This window comes from Veillonella sp. T14073-2 (assembly GCF_002959875.1).
GTDB classification, from domain to species: Bacteria; Bacillota; Negativicutes; order Veillonellales; family Veillonellaceae; genus Veillonella; species Veillonella infantium.
In genome coordinates, this window is the sequence record NZ_PPDC01000004.1 from 128,628 (window position 1) to 151,274 (window position 22,647).

General features: G+C 38.8%; 26 protein-coding genes and 1 tRNA gene. 20 read left to right on the forward strand and 7 right to left on the reverse strand.

The features are described 5' to 3' along the window. The first annotated feature begins 46 nt into the window (after positions 1–46). The 8 genes from VCHSUH04_RS03100 to VCHSUH04_RS10205 all read left to right on the forward strand — a co-directional run bounded on the left by VCHSUH04_RS03100 (position 47) and on the right by VCHSUH04_RS10205 (position 4,930). Entirely contained in the window at positions 47–1,141 is a 1,095-nt protein-coding gene (locus tag VCHSUH04_RS03100) for a S1C family serine protease (protein ID WP_105085304.1), read from the forward strand. A 275-nt stretch (positions 1,142–1,416) separates the two neighbouring features. After that, positions 1,417–1,731, forward strand: a complete 315-nt coding sequence (locus VCHSUH04_RS03105) for a PadR family transcriptional regulator (protein ID WP_105085305.1) — start codon at positions 1,417–1,419, stop codon at positions 1,729–1,731. A 1-nt stretch (position 1,732) separates the two neighbouring features. Continuing rightward, positions 1,733–2,287 carry a DUF1700 domain-containing protein gene (locus VCHSUH04_RS03110; protein WP_105085306.1) on the forward strand — a complete coding sequence of 185 codons (555 nt, stop codon included), beginning with the start codon at positions 1,733–1,735 and terminating at the stop codon, positions 2,285–2,287. Between the two features lie 44 nt (positions 2,288–2,331). Next, positions 2,332–2,802: a hypothetical protein gene (locus VCHSUH04_RS03115; protein ID WP_105085307.1), complete on the forward strand. Its 471-nt coding sequence runs from the start codon at positions 2,332–2,334 to the stop codon at positions 2,800–2,802. Between the two features lie 204 nt (positions 2,803–3,006). Continuing rightward, the gene (locus VCHSUH04_RS03120; protein ID WP_105085308.1) at positions 3,007–3,330 is read left to right on the forward strand and encodes a PadR family transcriptional regulator; all 324 of its coding nucleotides are present in this window, start codon (positions 3,007–3,009) and stop codon (positions 3,328–3,330) included. Beyond that, the gene (locus VCHSUH04_RS03125; RefSeq protein ID WP_105085309.1) at positions 3,323–3,898 is read left to right on the forward strand and encodes a DUF1700 domain-containing protein; all 576 of its coding nucleotides are present in this window, start codon (positions 3,323–3,325) and stop codon (positions 3,896–3,898) included. Before VCHSUH04_RS03120 ends, VCHSUH04_RS03125 begins: the two co-directional genes overlap by 8 nt. A 9-nt stretch (positions 3,899–3,907) precedes the next feature. After that, positions 3,908–4,330, forward strand: coding sequence for a transcriptional regulator (locus tag VCHSUH04_RS03130; RefSeq protein ID WP_105085310.1), 423 nt, complete (start codon positions 3,908–3,910; stop codon positions 4,328–4,330). A 120-nt stretch (positions 4,331–4,450) separates the two neighbouring features. Further along, on the forward strand, positions 4,451–4,930 hold the full coding sequence (locus tag VCHSUH04_RS10205) for a transcriptional regulator (protein ID WP_146104563.1): 480 nt from the start codon (positions 4,451–4,453) through the stop codon (positions 4,928–4,930). 189 nt (positions 4,931–5,119) lie between these two features. Here VCHSUH04_RS10205 and pyrE read toward each other — a convergent pair whose 3' ends face one another. Then, positions 5,120–5,707: an orotate phosphoribosyltransferase gene (pyrE, locus tag VCHSUH04_RS03140; protein ID WP_105085311.1), complete on the reverse strand. Its 588-nt coding sequence runs from the start codon at positions 5,705–5,707 to the stop codon at positions 5,120–5,122. Continuing rightward, complete coding sequence (gene pyrF / locus VCHSUH04_RS03145; RefSeq protein WP_105085312.1) at positions 5,704–6,423, reverse strand: orotidine-5'-phosphate decarboxylase; 720 nt, start codon at positions 6,421–6,423, stop codon at positions 5,704–5,706. Before pyrF ends, pyrE begins: the two co-directional genes overlap by 4 nt. Positions 6,424–6,626: 203 nt before the next feature. Here pyrF and VCHSUH04_RS03150 point away from each other — a divergent pair, with 203 nt between their 5' ends. From VCHSUH04_RS03150 to VCHSUH04_RS03165, 4 genes are read left to right on the forward strand one after another with little or no spacing between them, the layout of a single operon-like run. After that, a complete protein-coding gene (locus VCHSUH04_RS03150) occupies positions 6,627–7,256 on the forward strand; it encodes a 3'-5' exonuclease (protein WP_105085313.1) in 630 nt (209 codons plus the stop codon). 14 nt (positions 7,257–7,270) lie between these two features. Next, positions 7,271–7,933 (forward strand): deoxyribose-phosphate aldolase, encoded by a 663-nt coding sequence (gene deoC, locus VCHSUH04_RS03155; RefSeq protein ID WP_105085314.1) that lies wholly within the window; start codon positions 7,271–7,273, stop codon positions 7,931–7,933. Positions 7,934–7,986: 53 nt separating this feature from the next. Continuing rightward, positions 7,987–9,288 (forward strand): pyrimidine-nucleoside phosphorylase, encoded by a 1,302-nt coding sequence (locus VCHSUH04_RS03160; RefSeq protein ID WP_105085315.1) that lies wholly within the window; start codon positions 7,987–7,989, stop codon positions 9,286–9,288. A gap of 10 nt (positions 9,289–9,298) precedes the next feature. Then, positions 9,299–9,694 carry a cytidine deaminase gene (locus VCHSUH04_RS03165; RefSeq protein WP_105085316.1) on the forward strand — a complete coding sequence of 132 codons (396 nt, stop codon included), beginning with the start codon at positions 9,299–9,301 and terminating at the stop codon, positions 9,692–9,694. A gap of 108 nt (positions 9,695–9,802) precedes the next feature. Here VCHSUH04_RS03165 and VCHSUH04_RS03170 read toward each other — a convergent pair whose 3' ends face one another. Next, the gene (locus VCHSUH04_RS03170; RefSeq protein ID WP_105085317.1) at positions 9,803–10,624 is read right to left on the reverse strand and encodes a MetQ/NlpA family ABC transporter substrate-binding protein; all 822 of its coding nucleotides are present in this window, start codon (positions 10,622–10,624) and stop codon (positions 9,803–9,805) included. Between the two features lie 252 nt (positions 10,625–10,876). Then, positions 10,877–11,773: a 1,4-dihydroxy-2-naphthoate octaprenyltransferase gene (gene menA / locus VCHSUH04_RS03175; protein WP_105085318.1), complete on the reverse strand. Its 897-nt coding sequence runs from the start codon at positions 11,771–11,773 to the stop codon at positions 10,877–10,879. Between the two features lie 273 nt (positions 11,774–12,046). On the opposite strand from menA, the gene VCHSUH04_RS03180 reads away from it, so the two are divergent. The 4 genes from VCHSUH04_RS03180 to VCHSUH04_RS03195 all read left to right on the forward strand — a co-directional run bounded on the left by VCHSUH04_RS03180 (position 12,047) and on the right by VCHSUH04_RS03195 (position 15,507). Further along, on the forward strand, positions 12,047–12,991 hold the full coding sequence (locus VCHSUH04_RS03180; protein ID WP_105085319.1) for a hypothetical protein: 945 nt from the start codon (positions 12,047–12,049) through the stop codon (positions 12,989–12,991). 1 nt (position 12,992) lies between these two features. Beyond that, complete coding sequence (locus VCHSUH04_RS03185) at positions 12,993–13,769, forward strand: hypothetical protein (RefSeq protein WP_105085320.1); 777 nt, start codon at positions 12,993–12,995, stop codon at positions 13,767–13,769. A gap of 117 nt (positions 13,770–13,886) precedes the next feature. After that, positions 13,887–14,258 carry a RidA family protein gene (locus VCHSUH04_RS03190; protein ID WP_105085321.1) on the forward strand — a complete coding sequence of 124 codons (372 nt, stop codon included), beginning with the start codon at positions 13,887–13,889 and terminating at the stop codon, positions 14,256–14,258. 1 nt (position 14,259) lies between these two features. Next, positions 14,260–15,507, forward strand: coding sequence for a serine dehydratase subunit alpha family protein (locus tag VCHSUH04_RS03195; RefSeq protein ID WP_105085322.1), 1,248 nt, complete (start codon positions 14,260–14,262; stop codon positions 15,505–15,507). A gap of 48 nt (positions 15,508–15,555) precedes the next feature. Here the strand turns inward: VCHSUH04_RS03195 and VCHSUH04_RS03200 are convergent, their stop codons facing one another. The 3 genes from VCHSUH04_RS03200 to tadA all read right to left on the reverse strand — a co-directional run bounded on the left by VCHSUH04_RS03200 (position 15,556) and on the right by tadA (position 17,766). Continuing rightward, positions 15,556–16,743, reverse strand: a complete 1,188-nt coding sequence (locus VCHSUH04_RS03200; RefSeq protein ID WP_105085323.1) for an MFS transporter — start codon at positions 16,741–16,743, stop codon at positions 15,556–15,558. A 433-nt stretch (positions 16,744–17,176) separates the two neighbouring features. Beyond that, a tRNA-Ser gene (locus tag VCHSUH04_RS03205) sits at positions 17,177–17,267 on the reverse strand. Further along, positions 17,221–17,766 carry a tRNA adenosine(34) deaminase TadA gene (gene tadA / locus VCHSUH04_RS03210; protein ID WP_199176430.1) on the reverse strand — a complete coding sequence of 182 codons (546 nt, stop codon included), beginning with the start codon at positions 17,764–17,766 and terminating at the stop codon, positions 17,221–17,223. The genes VCHSUH04_RS03205 and tadA overlap by 47 nt, the downstream gene beginning before the upstream one ends. An 83-nt stretch (positions 17,767–17,849) precedes the next feature. Between tadA and VCHSUH04_RS03215 the strand changes: the two genes are divergently transcribed. The 4 genes from VCHSUH04_RS03215 (at position 17,850) to VCHSUH04_RS03230 (ending at position 22,592) form a co-directional block, all read left to right on the forward strand. Then, the gene (locus tag VCHSUH04_RS03215; RefSeq protein WP_105085324.1) at positions 17,850–18,497 is read left to right on the forward strand and encodes a trimeric intracellular cation channel family protein; all 648 of its coding nucleotides are present in this window, start codon (positions 17,850–17,852) and stop codon (positions 18,495–18,497) included. Positions 18,498–18,625: 128 nt separating this feature from the next. Further along, complete coding sequence (locus VCHSUH04_RS03220; protein ID WP_105085325.1) at positions 18,626–20,431, forward strand: DUF4127 family protein; 1,806 nt, start codon at positions 18,626–18,628, stop codon at positions 20,429–20,431. 10 nt (positions 20,432–20,441) lie between these two features. Beyond that, complete coding sequence (locus tag VCHSUH04_RS03225; RefSeq protein ID WP_105085326.1) at positions 20,442–21,563, forward strand: acyltransferase; 1,122 nt, start codon at positions 20,442–20,444, stop codon at positions 21,561–21,563. 171 nt (positions 21,564–21,734) lie between these two features. Beyond that, positions 21,735–22,592 carry an aminotransferase class IV gene (locus VCHSUH04_RS03230; RefSeq protein WP_105085327.1) on the forward strand — a complete coding sequence of 286 codons (858 nt, stop codon included), beginning with the start codon at positions 21,735–21,737 and terminating at the stop codon, positions 22,590–22,592. Positions 22,593–22,647: the final 55 nt, after the last annotated feature.

Here is a 22,647-nt window from a genome sequence, read left to right on the forward strand (position 1 = left end):
AATATTGCTCGAAGAGATTAATAAGAAATAATATAAGGAGAGATTAATGAATTTTTCAAAACATAAGAAATCAATTATTGCCTGTGTGCTCGCACTTGGAATTGGCATAGGTGGAGGATACTATTTCTTTGGTAATCCTGTTACACATCAAGCTACTGTGAGAGAACAAACGAAACAGACAAAGCCAATTACAGATACACGTAATACGTACGTGGTTCAAGCTGCTAAAGAATCTGGCCCAGCTGTAGTAGGTATTACTACGCAAGTTTTCCAAAAGGATATTTTTAATCGTACTATCTATGCTGGAGAAGGAGTAGGATCTGGTGTACTTATTGATAATGATGGACATATTATAACTAATAACCATGTTGTATCGGGTGCTAAAAATGGAGAGGTGACAGTATCTTTGTCTAATGGTTCCACCGTAACAGGTACAGTTATCGGTACAGATGCCCAAACAGATTTGGCTGTTGTTAAAATCGATCCTCCAAAGGATATTAAACCAATTAAAATTGGTGACTCTGACTCTTTACAAGTAGGGGAACCTGCTATCGCAATTGGCAATCCTTTAGGTCTAGAATTTAAAGGTTCTGTTACATCTGGTGTAATTAGTGCTTTGGCGCGTACTATTGATGATCAAGGTCAACGATTCCCATTGATTCAAACTGATGCAGCTATTAATCCTGGTAATTCTGGTGGTGCTCTCATTAATGCAGATGGTGAGTTAATCGGTATCAATAGCTCTAAGATTTCTAAAGAAGGCGTTGAAGGTATGGGTTTTGCCATTCCAATCAATTCAGCTATGACAGTTGTAGACTCTATTATTAAAAATGGTAAGGTTGTTCGCCCATATATCGGTGTATGGGCTGTAGATCGTCAAACGGCAGCACGCAATAATGTAAGTTATGAAGGGGATGGCCTTCTTATCGTACAATTAGATCCTAATGGTCCTGCGTCTAAAGCAGGGTTAGTAGAAGGTGATACAATCGCTCAAATTGATGGTAAGGATATTACTACATTACTTCAATTAAAAGAACAAATCGATGCTAAGAGCCCTGGAGATACAATTTTAGTATCTTATACCCATAATGGTAAAATGAAGAGCGCACAGATTAAATTAGGACAAGCATCTTCAAAATAAATAGAAAATCCTCATCTTTGATGAGGATTTTTTTTGATTTTCTTCATTTTAGATCATTACCATATAAATTTCAAAAATTTTTTTGGTTAAATAAACATAGTGTTTATCTGCCTTTAGGGTGATTTTCTATCTAAAAAAATAGAAAAAGTAAATATTTTTTACAAGGTACCTTGCAAACCGAGGTACCTTATGTTATTATGTATTTGTCAGTACAAGATAGTGACAGTAAGAGAGCTTTTAAGTTGGCAGGCAAGCACAGCCTAAAAGGAGGAACTATGCAAGTTCAATTAAAAAAAGGTGTTATGGACATGCTAGTATTAGCGTTACTAACACAAAATGATCGCTATGGGTACGAAATAGTCAGTAAAATCTCCGAATATATAGAACTTTCGGAAGGTACTATTTATCCACTTTTTAACAGATTAAAAAAAGAAAAATATGTAGAAACATATTTACTAGAATCACAAACCGGACCATCGCGAAAATATTATAAAATAACACCAAATGGTACAGTCGCTTATAATCAGATGCGACAAGAATGGGATGGATTTTCTGGCGTTGTTGATATGCTCTTGAAAGGGGTAGACTAAAATGAATAAACAAGAATTTTTGAACACATTACGTATTATTTTTAAAAAAGCAAATGTTTTAGATGTAGAAAGTATCATTGATGTATACGAAGAACATTTTGCTGTAGGGTATGAGAAAGGTCTTGATGATGAACAAATCATTAAATCATTAGGTACTCCAAAAGAAATTTATACATCCTATGTAGAGGCAGGTATCATCACTGATGAAATCGGACAAGAAGGTACTAAAAGAACAGTTAACATGCAAGCAATATATAAACGACTTGAAGAGTATAAAGCTCTTTTGTTACCACAGTTACCAGGGGTGGCCAAAAAGGCATCTCATACATTATTAACAGTAGCTAGTGCTCTTACCTATATTGTTGGGGTATTACTATTTATCGTGACACCAGCAATTTTATTTTTGTTAAGTGGTTCATGGCAACCGTTGGCAAATGTTACACCACTTCCTGCTGTGTCGATTGTTACTCTAGCAGGAATTGCGGGTTTAGGTTTATTTGGTGGCTTGACATGCATCTATGCTGGCAGTGAGCTTAATAATGTATGTAAGCGTTAATTTGATACATTAAAATATTGGATAGAATGAACTAAGGAGATACTATGAAACGGATTATAATTACAGCGATTTTAGCAGCTATTTGCACAGTAGGGGGCGCAACTTCTTTTGTTATGAATGATTTACCAAGCTATACTGCATGGAAACAAGATAATGCGCAGCAATTTAAGCATACATCAAAACATGATGGCCTAGATCAACAAAAGGATAAACAGTTTAATAACGATAAAGATCATAAGAAGATAAAAGATTCTAAGGATAATAAAGATCATAAGGATCAAAAGGATTATAAGGACCATAAAGATCAAAAAGATCATAAAGACCATAGAGACTATGATCACGAAATGAATAATATGCCTAATACACCAACTCAACCACAAGGTCAAATGCCTGCAACAGGTTCTGTACCAGCATCAGAACAAGCAGCTCAACCAGCTCAACCAGCTCAACAACCTGCTAATGGAGCAACTCAAGCACCTAATATTCAACCAAGTGCCGATCAAAGTGGGCAATAAAGTACATATATGAAAAGAGTAATTAATTATAATTACTCTTTTATAATAGAAAACTAATTTATTTTTTTGCAAGGTACCTTGCAATTCAAGGTACCTTATGTTATTATGTATATGTCAGTACATGATAGTGACCGTAAATGATTTTGATTGACTAGAATTGGGTGTTCACGAGAACAAGCCTGATGGCGTCAAAAGGGAGGAACTATGCAAGTCCAATTAAAAAAAGGTGTTATGGACATGCTTGTACTAGCATTATTAACACAAAGCGATCGCTATGGATATGAAATTGTTAGTACTATTTCAGAATATATTGAAATTTCAGAAGGAACTATATATCCATTATTTAATAGATTAAAAAAAGAAAAGTATGTTGAAACGTATTTGAAGGAGTCCTCTTCTGGACCATCTCGAAAATACTATCATATTACAGATGATGGGCGTGCAGCATACAATCAGATGCGTCGAGAATGGAATGAGTTTTCTGGCGTTGTAAATATCCTGTTGAAAGGAGTCGACTATAATGAATAAGAATAGCTTTTTAGAAGCACTACGTAATATCTTCAAAAAGGCACATGTTGCTGATGTTGAAAGTATTATAGAGGTTTATGAAGAACACTTTGCAGTAGGGTATGAAAGAGGTCTTTCAGATAGTGAAATTATTAAAGCATTAGGGACTCCAGAAGAAATCTATGCATCTTATGTAGATGCAGGTATCATTACAGAGACTTTGACTCAAGATGGTAGTAAAAGTAAATCTGTTAATATGGAAGCTATCTATGCAAGATTTGAAGATTACAAAGAGCGTTTATTACCGCAGTTACCTGGTATGGCTAAAAAAGCATCCAAAACATTACTATCTATTGGTAGTGCGTTATCATATATTGTAGGTGTTTTAATATTTATTATTACACCGGCTATCCTTTATTTACTAGGTAGCTCATGGCAACCATTTGAAAATATTACAGCATTTCCTGTATTATCATTAGTAACTTTAGTTGCACTTGGTGGTGTAGGTCTCTTTGGGGGCCTTACATGTATCTTTGTTGGTGTTGAACTTCGCGGTGTACGCGAACGTTATTTCAGCAATGTAGATTAAGGAGGACCTATGAGACGAATTATAATTGCTGCCATTCTAACAGTAATCTGTGCTGTTGGGGCAGGTACATCATTTGCTGTAAATGATCTACCAAATTTTGGCGAATGGATGAAAATGAATGAACAACAGTTTAGAAAACCACATAGACATGATGGTCCTAATATGCATATGGATAAACATATGATGGATGGAAATGATCAAATGATGCCTCAAGATGGTATGGGACCAAACAATGGTGAGCATATGAATCAAAATGGTCAAAATCAAATGATGCCTCAAGGCGGTATGGGGCCAAACAATGGTGGACATATGCACTCAAATGGTCAAATGTCTCCACAAGGCCAACCACCTCAAGGCCAACCACCTCAAGGTTCGCAACCTAATGGTAATGCTTCAGAACAAGCACCTAATGGTGAGACACAAGCTCAATAAAATATATAAAACTATTAATATAGATTTATATATTTTAAAGGTATTAACAGATATAGAGTTAGATATATCTGAGGATATCGTTGATTTCATCGTATTTAAATATTAGATAGAGGTAAAAATATGAAAAAACTTTTAATTGCTACAGTATTAACCGCAGCATTTGGGATTGGCGGTGTAACATTTGCTGCTACTAATGACGTACAAAATAATAATGAGCCAATCAAGATGAACTTGTTAGTAGAACGAAATCATGATGATGCAAACAATTTCCAAGATAAAAAAGGTGATATGCCATCAGAATGTCAAAATAATCAAATGCATGGTCAACATCGAATGGGGCATATGCCAATGAATCATCAAGATGATAATATGCCTCCACATGTTGATGGTGACCAAATGAGACCAGAAGGTCAAAATCACCAAATGAGACCAGAAGGTCAAAATCACCAAATGAGACCAGATGGCCAAAATCATCAAATGAGACCACAAGGTCATAATCATCAAATGCCACCACAAGGCCAACCACCTCAACAGCCTAATGGCAATGCTCCACAACCACCAATGGAGCAAGGCGCATCACAAACTACACAACACCAATAATACTCTTATTGGATTCTCTCTCTGAACACTAAATAGAGACGTGGTCATGAAAGTGCATTCATGGCCACTGTAGAGCCATACACTCTACGTGATACATTCGTATCAGAATCTCTCTCTTACACACAATAACTACACACAAACAAAAAGAGCTCCTCAGTGAAGGAGCTCTTTTTGTATCTGTTTATAATTTTATTTGATGTGTTTAGAACCACGTTCTGTCATAGCTACGCCGTCTTTGCAAAGAGGGCATTCTTCAGGTTTGTATGTAGGAACTTCGAGGTTAAGCAATGCTTGTACTTTTTCGTGAGGCACGCCGAATTCTGCTTTACCACCAGAGCGGTTAACGAGCAAACCTACACCTACGATTTCACCACCAGATTGGTTTACAACATTTACTACTTCTTGTACAGAACCACCAGTAGTTACGATATCTTCAACGATAAGTACGCGTGTGCCTGGCTCAATTTTGAAGCCACGACGCAATGTCATAACACCTTTTTCGCGTTCAGTGAAAATCGCACGTGTGCCAAGAGCTTTACCCACTTCGTGAGCAAGTAAGATACCGCCAGTCATAGGTCCAATAACGAGTTCTACATTTTGGTCGCGGAAGCGTTCAGCTAATTCTTTACAAAGAGTTTCAGTGTATTTAGGATGTTGCAATACATTGAATTTTTCAACGTACATTGGGCTGTGGAGTCCAGATGTCAAAAGGAAGTGACCTTCTAAAATAGCTTGAGTGTCGATCAATAATTGTTTTACTTCTTGTTCTGTCATCATTTGGATACATTCTCCATTTCTTCAATAATTAAACGAACTGCTTCACGAGGATTTTCAGCCTGTGTAATAGGGCGGCCAATAACGAGGCGAGATGCGCCATCTTGTAATGCACTAGCAGGAGTAGCAATACGTTTTTGGTCATTTGTTGCTGCAAAGGAAGGGCGAATACCAGGTGTTACGATGAGGAAATCATCACCACATGCTTCACGGATCATCTTAGCTTCTAATGCGGAACATACAACGCCATCCATACCACATTCTTTAGCGAGTTTCGCTAAACGAATAACTTGGTCGGAAATAGGCAATTGTCCACCAGTAGATGTCCACGCTTCATCATCAAAGCTAGTTAACACAGTAATGGCCAACAATTTAGCTCTTTCAACACCTAATTGTTCAGCTGTTTCGCGAGCTGCTTGTACAGCTGCTTTCATCATAACTGGACCACCTTGACCATGCATAGTGATCAAGTTAGCCCCCAAACGTGTTAGAGAAGATACGCCATGTGCTACTGTGTTTGGAATATCATGCAATTTCAAATCAAGAAATACTTGTTTGTTATGCTCTTGTAAAAAGCGAACTGTTTGCTCTCCTTCGGCGTAGAATAGCTCCATACCGACCTTGTAAAAGCTAACCGCATCACCAAGGGATGTTACGATTTCTTTCATGTCATCCATTGTGGATACATCAAGGGCAACGATTAATCTGTCATCTGCCATCTTGCAACCTCCATACTACATATATATCTAAATAATTTTCACATACAGAGGGCCCATCTGTCAATTAAATTTGATGTGAAAGAGGTGACTATTAGTCACCCTTGAATAGTAGATTATAGACTGTTTCATGCTATAATAAATGGAGAAAATGAATATAATTCTTATATATAGAGTTTAAAATATATAGATTTGAAAGGAGTCCTATGTTAGATTTTGTTGCATTAGACTTTGAAACAGCTAATAAATTTAAAAATAGTGCGTGCTCCTTAGCGGTTATTACCGTAAAGGACGGACAGATTACCAAAAAGGCATACAGCCTTATTAAGCCACCATTCATGAGCTTCGATGATGAATGTATTGAAATTCATGGCATTCAACCAAAGGATGTTATCCACGAGAAAACATTTGATCAATTGTGGAATGCTATCTACGAAAATCACTTAAAAGGCAATATCATGGTAGCTCACAATGCAAAATTCGATATGAATGTATTGCGTGCTACACTAGATTATTATAAAATCCCTTGGCCCGATCTTGATTATGCATGTACGGTGAAACTTTCACGTGCAGTATGGCCAGATTTAGTAAACCATAAGCTAAATACAATGGCTGCATACATCGGAGTCGAGTTTAAACATCACTACGCATTAGATGATGCGGAAACATGTGCTAAGGTTGTATTAGAGGCAGCTAAAGTTAAGGGCGTTAATAGCTTGCCAGATTTATTGAAGGCTACAGGTGTACCACTAGAACCATTTATTGATGACAAAAATCGCGCTGCTCAAGAGGCTTTGCATAAAGAACCTGAGCCAGAGCAAATGTCATTCTTTTAGTAAGGAGAGACACTATGTTAGGTAAAGAATTATTATCTTATGTGGATCACACATTATTGCGTCCAACAGCTACATGGGAAGACATTAAAGAGATTTGTGAAGCCGGGGTAGCTTATAATACAGCCTCTGTTTGTATTCCGCCAGATTTTGTGGCTTCTGCTCATGAATCGTATCCAGAGCTTAATGTATGCACTGTTATTGGATTCCCTTTAGGTTATGAAACGACAGAGGTGAAGGTAGCTGAAACAAAGCAAGCCCTTGTAGAAGGCGCCTCTGAAATTGATATGGTCATAAACCTTGGCAATGTAAAACAAGGCGATTTTGAGGCTGTTACATCTGAAATTAAGGCATTAAAAGAGGCTTGTGGAGATAAAATTTTAAAGGTTATCATCGAAACCTGTTATCTAACTAATGCTGAAAAGGTAGCCCTATGTAAATGTGTTACAGACGGTGGTGCTGACTATATCAAGACATCTACAGGTTTTGGTAGCAGTGGAGCTAGTATTGAAGATATTCAACTCTTTAAAAAACACATCGGCCCTAATGTAAAAATTAAGGCTGCCGGTGGTATTCGTTCTATCTCTGATATGAAAGCTTATATTGCAGAAGGTTGTAGCCGTATTGGTGCCAGTGCAGCTGTAGAACTACTAAAAGATCACTTAGACGAAGAAGTATAATAGAAAACCACCTAGGCCGTGCTTAGGTGGTTTCTTAGAATGGCGGTGTAACTATGCGTATATATGATATTATCCTGAAAAAACGAGCAAATTTACCGTTAACAGATGAAGAAATCCGTTTTGTTATCGATGGCTATGTGAATGGGGACATTCCAGATTATCAAGTGAGTGCCTTATTGATGACCATTGTGTTTAATGGCATGAGCGCTCGAGAGCTTGGGACCTTGACCTTAGCTATGGCTCAATCAGGTCATATGGTAGATTTATCTAGTATTAATGGCATTACTGTAGATAAGCATAGTACCGGTGGTGTAGGCGACAAGACTACGCTTATCATTGCACCCCTTGTGGCGGCTTGCGGAGGCAAGGTGGCGAAAATGTCTGGCCGTGGCCTTGGTCATACAGGTGGCACTATCGATAAGATGGAATCCATACCAAATCTAAAGGTGTCATTGGACCAAGAGACATTTATTAATCAAGTTAATACAATAGGACTTGCCGTTATCGGACAGTCTGATGGTTTAGCTCCGGCGGATAAAAAACTCTATGCGTTGCGTGATGTAACAGGTACTGTAGATAGTATTCCACTTATTGCATCCTCAGTAATGAGTAAAAAATTAGCCTCTGGTGCACAAGCCATTTTGCTGGATGTAAAGGTTGGTAGTGGCGCCTTTATGAAAACTCTGGATGATGCTCGCGCATTGGCAAAAGCTATGGTAGATATTGGTAAGGAAAATGGTCGTTCTGTTAAGGCTGTTTTAACCGATATGGACCGCCCACTAGGTCACGCCATTGGTAATACTTTGGAAATTTGTGAGGTTATTGACACCTTGAAAGGTCATGGCCCAGAGGATTTAACTCATGAATGTCTTATCATGGCAGCTCATATGCTTGTGTTGAGCCAAATTTGTGATTATGAAACAGCTCTTAGTCGCGTACAAGAGGCCCTTAATTCGGGAGCTGCTCTTGAACGATTGCATATGATGATTGATGCCCAAGGTGGAGATAGCCGAGTTCTTGATGATGAAAGCTTATTAGTTATCGGAAAATTTACTTATGAGGTTACAGCGCCTCTAGACGGTTATATTACACATATGAATACAGAACAATGTGGTATTGCATCTGTTATGCTTGGAGCTGGTCGCACCATTAAGGATGGACCTATTGATTATAGTGCAGGCATAGTAATGCACAAGAAAACCGGTGATGCTGTTACAGCTGGTGAAAGTATTGCTACCTTGTATGCTTCTGATGAAAGCTTGCTCGTAAATGCAGCCAAAACATATTTAGAGGCCATTACATTTGGTAAAACAGCACCAGTGGTGGTAGATACGATTCTTGATATGGTGGAATAAGGAGATCCATATGACGGAACAAGAAATTCAAAATCTTATTGACCATGCTATAGTAGCGCGTGAGAAAACCTATAGCCCTTATTCCCATTTTGGAGTAGGTGCAGCCCTTCTGTGTGAGGATGGGGGAATCTATGAAGGTTGCAATATAGAAAATGCTTCCTATGGCTTAACGAACTGTGCAGAACGAACTGCTATATTTAAAGCTGTATCAGAAGGGCATAAAAGGTTTAAAGCCCTTGTGGTAGTAGCCGATACAGAAGGGCCTTGTTCGCCTTGTGGGGCTTGTCGTCAAGTAATATCTGAATTTGAAATACCTTATATTATTATGGCAAATCTGAAAGGGGATTATACAGTAGTTGAGCTAGATGAACTATTACCTTTTAGATTTGGTGCACATAGCATGTAGTTACACGTTAAAACAATAAGCTAAAACAACAAATTTAGACTATAAGTTAAGGCGACAAGCTAAGACAATAAAAAAGAGACCACTTATGTGGTCTCTCTTTAGTATACCTTAGAATGCAGGAACAACTGCACCTTTGTATTTTTCTTCAATGAATTTTTTGATTTCAGGGGTATGAAGAGCTTCCATCAATTTTTTGATGCGAGGATCGTTTTCATTGCCTTTAAGTACAGTTACGATGTTTACGTAAGGGGAATCTTTAGATTCGATTGCCAATGCATCTTTACCAGGGTTAAGACCTGCATTTAATGCATAGTTTGTGTTAATAGCTGCTAAAGCTACATCGTCAAGAGAACGAGGTACTTGAGCTGCTTCTAATTCAACAAATTGGTAACCATTAGGATTGGAAGTGATATCTTGAATTGTAGACAAGATATTGCTGGAGTCTTTCAATGTAATAAGACCTTCTTTTTGCAATAATAATAATGCACGACCGCCGTTTGTAGGGTCATTAGGGATAGCGATTTTAGCGCCTTTAGGAAGATCTTTTAAATCTTTGATTTGACGGGAGTATAAGCCCATTGGTTCAAGGTGAACACCACCAGCAGATACTAGTGGAAGGTTGTGAGCTTTTGCAAATTCATCCATGTAAGGTACATGTTGGAAGAAGTTTGCATCGATTTCTTTATCACCTAAAGCAAGGTTTGGTGTATTGTAATCAGTGAATTCAGTGATTTGTAAATCAATACCATCTTTTGCCAAGATAGGTTTAACTTGTTCCAAAATTTCTGCGTGAGGTACTGCAGTAGCACCAATTTTTAATACTTGTTTACCGTTGTTAGCAGCTTGTTTATTATTGTCATTACCACAACCAGCGATCAATAAAGCACCGCCAAGGATTACAGTAGCTGCTAATGCTAAAAATTTTCTCATTAGATACACTCCTTTTACAATCATTTCATATAAAATATTACATTTATAGTACTAAATTATTTCCTATCTATCAAGAAGGAATTATTATGAGTTCTCCATAGCTTGAAGTTATACCAAAAAGAGATTTCCAAACTAACATCTATAAATAGTTGATAGTATTTGGAAATCTCTCTTTATTTTATGTAACTATATTTAATGTATGTACGTATTGGTAAACACTTATTTGCTAATAATTGTATCTATGGTTCCACCTTATTTACCTATGATAAGGCCAATGGACCACATGATTTGGTAAATCATTGCAGCCCCTGCAGTTGTACCCATAGCTTTGTCGAGTAGGAACTCATCTGTTTTTGTACTTAAGGTATGTACTGTTTTGAAAGCTAGTGGTGCTGCAAGAAAGGCGAAGAGTGAGAACCATGTCATATGACCTACGATGATCCATGCAAGGATCCAAATAAAGTTGAATAGGTAGGTGATGCTCATTAAACTGAGGGCCCGTTCACGACCCAATACGATTGGTAATGTACGACGACCATGGCTTTCATCATTTCGAATATCACGAATGTTATTCGTGAGCATAATGGAACCAACGAGCAATGTAGATGGAATAGCAGGGATTAATAATGCTAAAGATAAGTCTCGCGTCCATGCATAACCCGTAATGAGGACGATGGCAAAACCCATAGCGATACCAGAGGAAATTTCACCAAATGGTGTGCGAGAAATTGGTTTTGGCCCACCAGAGTAGAGAAAACTGATGAGAATGCAAAGAAAACCGGATGGAATATAGTACCAGGTGATAGTTGCCGATAGGTAAAGACCGATGATAATAGGTACAACCATGAGTACCTTAATCATGGTAACGATGAGCTCAGGTGTGATGGCACCACGAGTAATAGAGCCAGCATTGCCGACCTTTTGCCCCGCATCGAGACCAGATTTAAAATCTTTATATTCATTCCATAAGTTAGCAACAATTTGAGCTGTTACAACAGCTAAAAATATTAAAATCGTATGGAAAATGGCGAGACCGGTACCCTTTACAGCACCAAATGCGTAATAACTAAAGGCTGCACCTAAAATGGTAGGCCCTAAAGCGGCCGCTAATGTACGAGGCCTAGTGAGTGGAATTATTTCTTGTATCATAATAAAAGCACACCAAGTGTGCACTCCTTTCTATTTCTCATACTCTATGTTTACATATCTATTTAAGTATTGTATAGCAGAACTGATAGGTTGTAAATTACACTATACAGTTATACATCTCTATATAGTATAATAATTAGTATATGCAGTATAGATTATTATTTTATAAGCTTTGTAGCCATATAGAATAATCCATTTATATGGTAAGTTACTAATATAAATAATCTATCTAACATAGTATACATTATGTATTGTTAAATCGTGAGGTGTCTTATGAGAGCTCTCAATAAAAAAATGATGACATTGGCTTGTGCGACGTGCTTGACTGTTGGCGTGGGTGCAGTGGCATGTGCTGATACAGTAGATTTAGGTTATGGTTTGTATGGCAATACGTCTCCTACAGTGAAGGTAGCTAAGGTTATGCATATTTCCACTGATCCTAAATTGCGTAATCAAGAAGAAAATAATTTTCTTAAAATGACAAATAAAACTGCTATTGATGTGGTTAATAATACTGTGAAAGCACAAACTGGTGTTTCTGTTGAACCGATGAAAGGGGATGTTCTTGATGGTTATTCCCTCTATCAATTACAAGGAACTGACAAACAAGGTCACCATGTAGGGCAGTTAGTTGTTGTAGACTATTCTAAAAATGCTATAGATCAAGTGATTAATATGAATAAAACTATTTTAGAAAAGGTTCCAGACGCAGAAAAAGCTAAAATAAAAAGCTCTATCTCTAAATATGTAGATTCCTACTCTAAAGAGAAGGCTCAACAACAATTACAAGGCTTGAAGGGCAATACTATTGAAGGTGCTAAATTAGCGAAAGATTTGAAGATGCTAAATGACAAGTTACCTACTTACATTATGGGTGCCTTTGATAAAATGCTTGCTACAGAAAAGAATTTATCTCCTAAAAGTAAAGAAGAGGTCCGTTCTTATGTAGACTTTATGGCAAAACAAGTGAGCCTAGATGCAACTCATGTAGGATATAAACCTGTTCAAACACGTTATGGTACGGCTGTAACAGGCGATTTGCGTGGTGGTCTTAGCTATGATGGCTTTAGAAATTCTTATGCTTTGATTGGTTATGCTGTTCCTACAGATAAAGGGGTATCCTTACAGATTTTATCATCTGATGATTCTAGCTATGATTATTGGGCTAATGAGTTGAATCATATGTATCAAACACAATCTCTCAAGGGAGGTAAATAATATGAAATCTTTGAAAGTATTGGCTTGTGCAGCCTGTTTATTAGGTACTGTATCTGGCGTAGGTTTTGCTAAGGATGTGCAAACTATTGCAGGTTCTATGGTAGTGCCTAACAATGTAAATGTTGTTTCTGCATCTAAAACAAATACACGTGATTTTGTAGAAAAACAATTGAATGAGAATCCTTCAAAATCTTCAATGGCAAATATGATGGCCAAGGAGCTTCTTCAAAACTTTGGCACTACTTTTGACGTATACCAATTAAAAGGTGCTGACAAAACAGGTCAAAAGGATGCGTTAGTAGTAGCTGTAGATGTTAAACAAATTGCACAGCAAGTGGCTAAGGACAAAGCTAATGATCCTATGTTTGTAGCGGCTATGGCGGCTCTAGATAAAGGTCAAATTGACCCTGTTACAGAACAACTCATGTTAGGTGCTATTAACAAGCAAATTCCAACTACTACAACTGTAGTACCTTTAAATGATCCGAAACGCTATGCTAATCTTAAGACTCGGTCAGGTGAACTGCTTATAAAACCTAGAACGCTTACCGTAGAAAATGCGGAACAAGTACATCCTGTGGCTGGTACAAAATATCAAACTTATGCAGCAAGTTCTCGCTTGTTATATGCAGATGGAAATGTACAAACTCCGCTTTATGCAAATGCTGCATTTGTGTTAAAGCCAGGTAAACCGGTACTATACGTAGGTGTAACAACTGATGTACAGCGGGATTATTTCAAAACGATATTTGACAATGCCTTCAAATCTATTAAATAATTTGTTATAGATATACTTTCACAGAGTATGTCATATACAAGGTAATTACTAATGTGAGTATGTCGGCATTAGAATGATCTATATTATTTTTTATTATATTTTTAAAGGAGAATTATTATGAACACAATTCACACAGACAAAGCTCCAGCAGCAGTAGGTCCTTACTCCCAAGCTAAAGTAGTAGGCGGTTTATTATTCGCTTCTGGTCAAATTCCACTCGATCCTGCAACTGGTTCCATTGTTGCAAGCGGTATCGTAGAGCAAACTGAACAAGTATGCAAAAACATTGATGCTGTATTGGCTGCAGCAGGTTCTGATTTCTCTGAAGTTATTAAAACTACTTGTTTCTTGGCTGACATCGCTGACTTCAAAGCATTTAACGAAGTGTATGCTAAATATTTCACTTCTAAACCAGCTCGTTCTTGCGTAGCCGTAAAAGACCTTCCATTGGGTGCTTTGGTAGAAGTGGAAATTATTGCGGAAGTATAAGATGGATTATATTTCCTTATTACAATCAGAGATGCGTCCTGCCTTCGGGTGCACTGAGCCGATTGCATTGGCTTATGCGGCTGCGAAGGCAGTCTCTGTTTTAGATGAGTTTCCTAATCATATTCACGCACGATGCAGCGCGAATATTATTAAAAATGTAAAATCCGTAGTAATTCCTAACTCTGGTGGACGAAAGGGCCTTCAAGCGGCTGCTACCCTTGGTGCCATCGTAGGTCATCCTGAGCGTGAGCTAGAGGTACTAGAATCTGCTACAGATGAAGATCGTAAATGGCTTGGCACATTGTTGAATGCTAACTTCTGTACGGTCTCACTCGCTGAAGGTGTAGATAATCTTTATATCGAAATCACTGCTGAAACAGATGAACATACGGCTGTAGTTCGTATTGAAAATAATCACACGAATGTAACGTATGTTGCTGTAGATGGTGAGATTATTTCTGAAACGTCCAATGAAATCAAGAAAGCGGCTAAAACTGAATATGCTATGACTTTTGATAGCATTTACGAATTTGCTAAAACGGCAGATATTTCTGGCATCATTCCTCAAATCAAACAACAAGTAGAATACAATACAGCTATTTCTCGAGAAGGTTTGTCTAATGATTATGGCTCCAATATTGGACAGCTCTTGTTGTTGGATGAAGAAAACCCGTCTCTAGAAACGAAATGTAAAGCTCGTGCAGCGGCTGGATCCGATGCGCGCATGAGCGGTTGTCCATTGCCTGTAGTTATCTGCTCTGGCTCTGGTAACCAAGGTTTAACCGTATCTGTACCAATTATTACGACTGCCGAGGAACTTGGTAAAAGTGATGATGAATTATATCGAGCGCTAGTCTTTGCTAACTTGTTAACACTGTACGTTAAATCTGGTATTGGTAAATTGTCCGCATATTGCGGCGTTGTATCTGCCGGTGTGGTAAGTGTAGCCGGTATTGCCTTCTTGAAAGGTGATAGCAAGGATATCATCGAGAATACACTTGTAAATGGTCTTGCCAGCTTATCCGGTATCGTTTGCGATGGAGCAAAACCATCTTGCGCAGGTAAAATTGCTATCTCCCTTGATGGCGCCTTTATGGGATATAAACAAGCTCGCCTTAACAAGAACTACCAAAAAGGCGATGGCCTTGTAGCCTACTCCGTTGATGATACTATCCGTAGTATCGGTGCTGTGGCTCAAGGTATGAAAGAAACGGACGTAGTTATCTTGAATGAAATGCTAAAACACTAATTTAGCTAACTATATAAGCCCCCGTAAGGGGGCTTTTCTCTATTGTAATTATTGTAATTTTTTAGGATCTTTGAGTATCAATGATGCCCCAAGGCCCATTACGAGGAATGGCACAAGCGTCATCATAGCGACTGGTAGGGAGTAGGTATCTGCTAGGTTACCTACTACAGGTGCGATGACGCCACCGATGGTTTGGCTCACGCCGAGGGTAATGCCCGATGCAAAGCCGATGCTTTTAGCGAGGTAGGTTTGGCCTAGTACGATAACTGGGCTATAGCTAATCGCTTTAGCAGCACCAATCATGAGTAGTAACAAGTAGGCTACAGGCATCATGATGAGTGGTGAGAAGGTTGGCACCTCTGTTAATAGGAACATAGCAGGTAACCAAACTAATAGGGATAGTCTGATAATCTTGATAGGACCATATTTATCGCCCAATAGACCGCCAATATAGGTCATGAAGATGCCGATACTAAAGAATACAGTTAAGGCAAAGCTGCCTTGTTCTGGGCTTGTACCGAGCTCGCGAGTCCAGAAAATCGGAATAAACGCATTGATAACGCGGAAGTTTACTGATTGGCTCAAGATAATGATGAACAAGATGCCAAAGTATTTCCAGTAGTTCTTCAGCGGTTTTGCTGCCACTGTTGGATTTTCAGTAGCTACTGCTTGGTCGATAGTACGTGCATGAGCTACGATGCGAGGCATTAGTACGAACAATATAGTAGATATAATAATACCTACTACGGTGAAAGCCGCTAATCCATGTGGGCCTACTGTATAGGCGATAGCACCTGCAAAGAGTGGGCCAAAGGCGAAGCCTGAGCTGCCGCCGATAGCAAAGGTACCCATGGCTTTCCCTTTCTTGCCTCCACCGAGACGGTTCATAATCTTCGCGCCTTCAGGATGGAAGATGGAAGAGCCAACGCCAGCTAATGTGGCACAAACGAGGAGGCTTTCATAAGAGGTAACAAAACCCATCATACCTGTACTACATGCAGATAATAAAACGCCGAAGGCAATGAGCCGCGGTTGATTGATCTTGTCTGAAATATAGCCTAGTAAAGGCTGTAATAATGATGATAATGCTGTATTAGCTAAGATGAGAAAACCTGCTTGCTCTAAGCTCAGTCCATAGGTATAAATGAACAATGGTAAGAGGGCAGGCAACACACTTTGACAGGAGTCGTTAATCATATGACTCACTGTAATGAGATAAGGGTAATATTTTTTCATGGTAGTTGCCCCTTGTGTATATAAGGTAAATGTTAAACTACTTATTTGTATCTATTATAACTCATATAATTGCAAAAATAATGATAAATGTATGTAATTATATAATTAAAAAATACAACTCAAATACCGTTTAGCTGATGATTAAAACTATAAGTGGACAATAATAGTAAATTAATATAAATTAGCGAAAAAAGCATAGAAAGCATTTTGCGTTATATAAAGGGGAAAATCGTTGCGAAAGGCGCATTACTTAATAAAGTAGCTACAGAAATTGCTTTGACTTGTAGCGATATTGATATATATTTGCCTAGCATGCTGAAAAGTGCCGTAAAATAAAACACCCTGCTTATATAGCAAGGTGTAAGAGATGATTATATGATTTTGAAAAATGTTATGGGGCAATAAATGGGGCAAATATTATCATTTAAAAGAATGGCAGAGGAGGAGGGATTTGAACCCCCGCGCCGGTTGCCCGACCTACCGCATTTCGAGTGCGGACCCTTCAGCCTCTTGGGTACTCCTCCGTGCTTTACGGCGCTCTTTAAAGAAGTCTTTCATAATTTGGCTACATTCATCACCAAGCACACCAGATGCTAGTTCTGGTTCATGATTTAAACCAGGATGAGAGAGCACATTGAATAGCGATTCTACAGCGCCTCCTTTGTAATCGCTAGCACCATATACAACACGGTCAATACGACTGTTAATAATGGCTCCAGCGCACATCGGACACGGCTCTATCGTAACATACAGGGTACAAGCAGTCAACCGCCAGCGCTTGAGGATGTCGCATGCTTCGCGGATTACGAGGACCTCTGCATGAGCCGTTGCATCATGATCAAGTTCACGACGATTGTGGTGGCGTGACACGATTGTATTATCTTTTACGAGAATGGCACCAATAGGGATTTCTCCAAGTTCATAAGCCTTGCGAGCTTCTTCCATGGCGATAGCCATGAAATACTCATCCCGTGTGCGTTCATCCATATTTTCAATATCGATAGGTGTAATGTCTTTTGTCATTGGCATACCTCTTCATGTATAATATCTTACATAAAGTCTATCATAGTGTACGCAGTTATGCGAATAGATTATTTGGGGGAATTATGGACATTATTTGGTATATATTTGATATGATTGGCACCATTGCCTTTGCTGTATCCGGTGCACTCGTTGGGGTAGCCCGAAAGATGGATATATTTGGGATGACTGTTCTTGCATTGGCTACTGCTATTGGTGGTGGTATTGTACGGGACGTGTTGCTCGGCTATTTTCCGCCGAATTCATTGCGAAATGTAGTGTATGTTACTGTTGTTTTAGTGGTAACTGTTATCGTGTTCTTGATTTATAACAGTCGATATCGTAAGCATGCGATGGGGCCTCGTAGTCGAGCTAGTTACTTGTTGGCCGATGCGTTAGGGTTGGCATCATTTACTGTAACAGGTGCTTCTGCAGGTTTTAAACTCTATCCAGAGTTGCCTATCTTTATTGTATTGCTCGGTACAATCACTGCTGTTGGTGGCGGTATTATCCGCGATATGTTGGCGCAACGCATCCCATCTGTTTTGAAAGAGGATGTATATGCCTTGCCTAGTATTATTGGAGGCATCGTTTATTATCTTATGGTCACATCGAGTTGGGATAGTATGGCCGTATATGGTGCTTTCACAGTGGTACTCGTTATCCGTCTATTAGCCATCAAGTACAATTGGAGTCTACCTAAGGTAGGAAAAACCAAGCCGGTTGCGAAATAATAGTCAAATGATATAATTATACTATTGAGCATATGAACATTTCATAAAAGTGTCAGAAAAAGAGAGTATTATATAACAGTTCATTTTGCGAGTCGGGAGTACTCGCTACACAGAAGGAGATTTGATTTATGACGAATAAATGGTTGAAAGTAGCACTTATGGCTGCAGCCATCGCTACTGGTACATCTATTAAAATTGATGCGGAAACCGTATTGTACGTACCTCAAGATGATCGCCCTGTAAGCTTACAATATACTGTAGATACAGCTCGTGAAGCAGGTATGACTATATTGACGCCACCTCAAAATTTGATTTCTGGTAAGACATACCAAGGTCAAGCTGACCAAATTATGGCTTGGGTTGAACAAAATGCAGGTCGTGCTGATGTGATGGTATTGAGTACAGATACTCTTATCTATGGTGGCCTTGTAGACTCTCGTAAACATAATATTCCACTTTCAACATTGGAAAGTCGTTTGAAACGTATTGAAGCCTTAAAAGCTCGTAATAAAAAGGTTCGTATCTATGGCTTTGGCACTGTAATGCGTTCTCCGCGTGCTAGTGGTGGCGGTACTGAGCCAGCTTACTATGCTGAATACGGTCCTACTATCTTCCAAATTGCAGCATTACAAGATAAATTAGATTCTGGGTCCTTAACACAAGAGGAAACTCAAAAATTGATGAGCTTGCAAGCCTCTGTTCCTGTAGAATATCTACAAGATTGGTTTGACCGCCGTCAAAAAAATATGAAAATCAACAAAGAATTAATCGATGAAACTCGTAGTGGTGTATTCGATTACTTTGCATTGGGTCATGATGATACATCTCAATTGTCTCAATCTGCATTAGAAGGTCGTTACTTAAGTAAATACTCTAAGGATATTCCTGCTGAGAAATATGGTAGCTTCCCTGGTGCCGACCAACTTGGTCTATTGTTGATGGCTCGTTCTCGTACAGATGAAAGTACAGAAAAACCTACATTCTCCGTAATTTACCCACTCGGTGGTGGCGGTAAAACTTTGCCAGGTTACGAAGACCAAACAGTTGATAAAACGATTGCACAACACGTTGAGGCCGTAGGTGGCACTATGGTGACACAAGGTAAACCAACTGTGTTGTTAGCCGTGAATACACCACTTACTACAAGTACTGGTGAATCTGAAAGTTTCGAGAACTTCCCGATGATTTCTAATTCTACTAATGCTTTCGTAGATCGCATTCAACAAGCTGTTGATTCTGGTGTAAACGTCAGTGTTGCTGATATTGCTTATAACAATGGTGCTGATAATACATTGGTATCTGCTATGTATAAGCGCGATTTGCTATACAAAATCGGTGCGTATAATGGTTGGAATACAGCAAGTAATACGATAGGCTATGCCATTGCTCAAGGCGTATTGCTCAAAACTATGAGCCCAGAAGGTCACCGTAAGATGTTGACTCAACAATACTTAGATAACTGGGCGTACCAAGCAAATATCCGTAAAGATATTTACCGTATGCAAGACTCTATTCGCACAGATAATGTACGTTACTCTGGCGAGTTGAATGAACGTCTTGAAAGTTACTTAGGTGAACGTATCCAAGACTTTGCTGAAAAATACCTTAAAGTCGACCCTCGTACAGTAAAAGCTACATTCCCTTGGGGCCGCTTATTCGAAACAGATATTACGATCTATGATAAACCTGTAGTACCGCTTGAAAAAGAATTGCGTTTGAAACGTGAAGCAGAGGCAAAAGCTAAAGCGGAAGCGGAAGCTAAGGCTAAGGCAGAAGCTGCAGCTAAGGCTAATGGTCAAGCTGTGCCAGTCAAACCAGCAAAGACTCAAACTGAACTCTCTACAGTATCTGTAATTCCAGTAGTAAAACAACCAGCTACTACATCTCAAGGTCTACGCATTGTGCCGACACCTGCTGTTGTACCTGGTCAATAATGAATAGGGAATGGCTATGAAAAAAGCATTTTTACCGGAAATTACATATATGCGTGGCCTCTGTATGCTCGGTGTAATCGGCATTCATGTAGGTTCTTATGCATTACAAAATCCTTTTGTAAATTTAGAACTTATTAGCGTCTTAGAAATTCTATCGCGCTTTGGGGTACCGGCATTTTTCTTCCTCTCTGCATTTGGACTGTTTTATCATACATCTGTAGAGGGACCATTCTCATATAAGGAATTTATGCACCGCCGTATTCAGGTGGTGCTATTTCCATATATTACGTGGTCTTTATTTTACTTGCTCTATACGGGGCTGACGGCACATAATCTAGGCAATTTACATCCCGGGCCATTGGCGGTAAATCTATTGTTTGGTACGTCTATGTATCATTTATACTTTATGGTTATCCTCTTATGGTTCTACGTGATGATGCCGCTATGGCGAGCTATGGTGAAAGTTATCTTAAAACGACCTGTATTTTGGATGATCTTACTATTTATTATCCAAGTTGCTATCGATTATGTATCATCTTACATGCTTGGCCGTTGGGTAACAGAACATCTTAGTAATAACCCTGTGTTGAAATATCTTTTTGATATGAGACTTAACTATTGGGTCATCCATTATGTGTGGATATTCCTGTTGGGGGCTATATGTGCCGAACGATATGAAACAGTATGCGAATACATGTGGCGTTATCGTTACTTGTTAGGTGCTAGTGCAGTAGGCTCTATGTTGTTGATGCTTGGATCCTACTACTATGTCATGGACGTATGGCATTATACAGTGCTTGAAGCAATTTATACAGTTCATCAAATGAGTCCAATGGGTGTTCTCTATACTGGACTAGGAACACTATTTAGTTTGTTCCTATTCCAAACCTTACCAATGAATGCGACTATGGAATCTACTTGGTCAGAAATAGGGGATAAGTCCTACGGTATTTATTTAGCACATCCATTCTGGTTGTTGATCATCTCTGGCGTGATGGCTAAATATAATCTCCTCTATACAGTGGTCAATGTACTTGCCATGTATGCTATGGCGCTAGGCCTGTCATATTTAACTACAGTCGCTCTCAATTATGTGCCTAAACCAATTCGTAAATTTATATTGGGACATTAGTAGTAATCCGCTAGGATATAGTTTTTAACTATGGCATCCTAGCGGATTTTTGTATATCTAAATTGTATCTTTCACAAAGTAAAGTGTGAAAATTTGAAAGTAATTGTGATATAATAAGTCCATGATGATTACTACTTGATAGAGTAACGATATAGAAAAAGAGGTGCTCCTATGCAAGAATTAACATATTTTAATGGCGAGTTCGTTGAACCAGGTGCCAAAGTTATCAGTATTGATGACCGTGGTTATTTATTTGGTGACTCTGTATACGAAGTGGTACGTGTCGTAAAAGGCCGTTGCTTCGCATTGTCTTATCATCAAGATCGCTTGTATCGCTCTATGCGTGAAATGGATATTCCAGTAAAAATGACCCCAGATGATTTAACAGAATTGCACGAAATTTTAATCGAGCAAAGTGAAATCAAAGAGGGCTATATTTATTTGCAAATCTCTCGTGGCGTAGCGCCACGCCATCATGCATACGATCGTTCTAAACTTGAACCACAAATGCTCATGTCTATCCGCAATTTGGATATGGATGAGGTTAATAAATTGGGTGAAGGTGTAAAAGCGATTGCATTACCTGATGAGCGTTGGGACCATGTAGATGTTAAGACTACTAACTTGATTCCGAATATTTTGGCACAAACTAAAGCGGAGAAGAAATTTGCTTATACTGCCATGTTATTCCGTGATGGCGTTTGCACAGAAGGTGCAACATCTAATGTATTTGCTGTTAAAGATGGTATCTTGTATACGCATCCAGCAGATAATCATATCTTAAAAGGTATTACGCGCCAAATGATTTTGACCCGCGTAGCACCATCTCTAGGTATTACTCTTATCGAAAAAGAATTCGATCGCGCCTTTGTAGATGATGCGGACGAATTATTCTTTACCGATACAATTGGTGGTGTCATCCCAATTACTAAGCTAGACAGAAATCCAGTATCTGGTGGTAAACCAGGTGCTATTACACTTCGTCTACGCGAAGCATTAGAAAAGTTGATGGAAGAAGGTTTGCCTTAATAGGTTATCTACTTTCATTACATGGTAAACTTTTACCTTAAGAAAGGACATTATT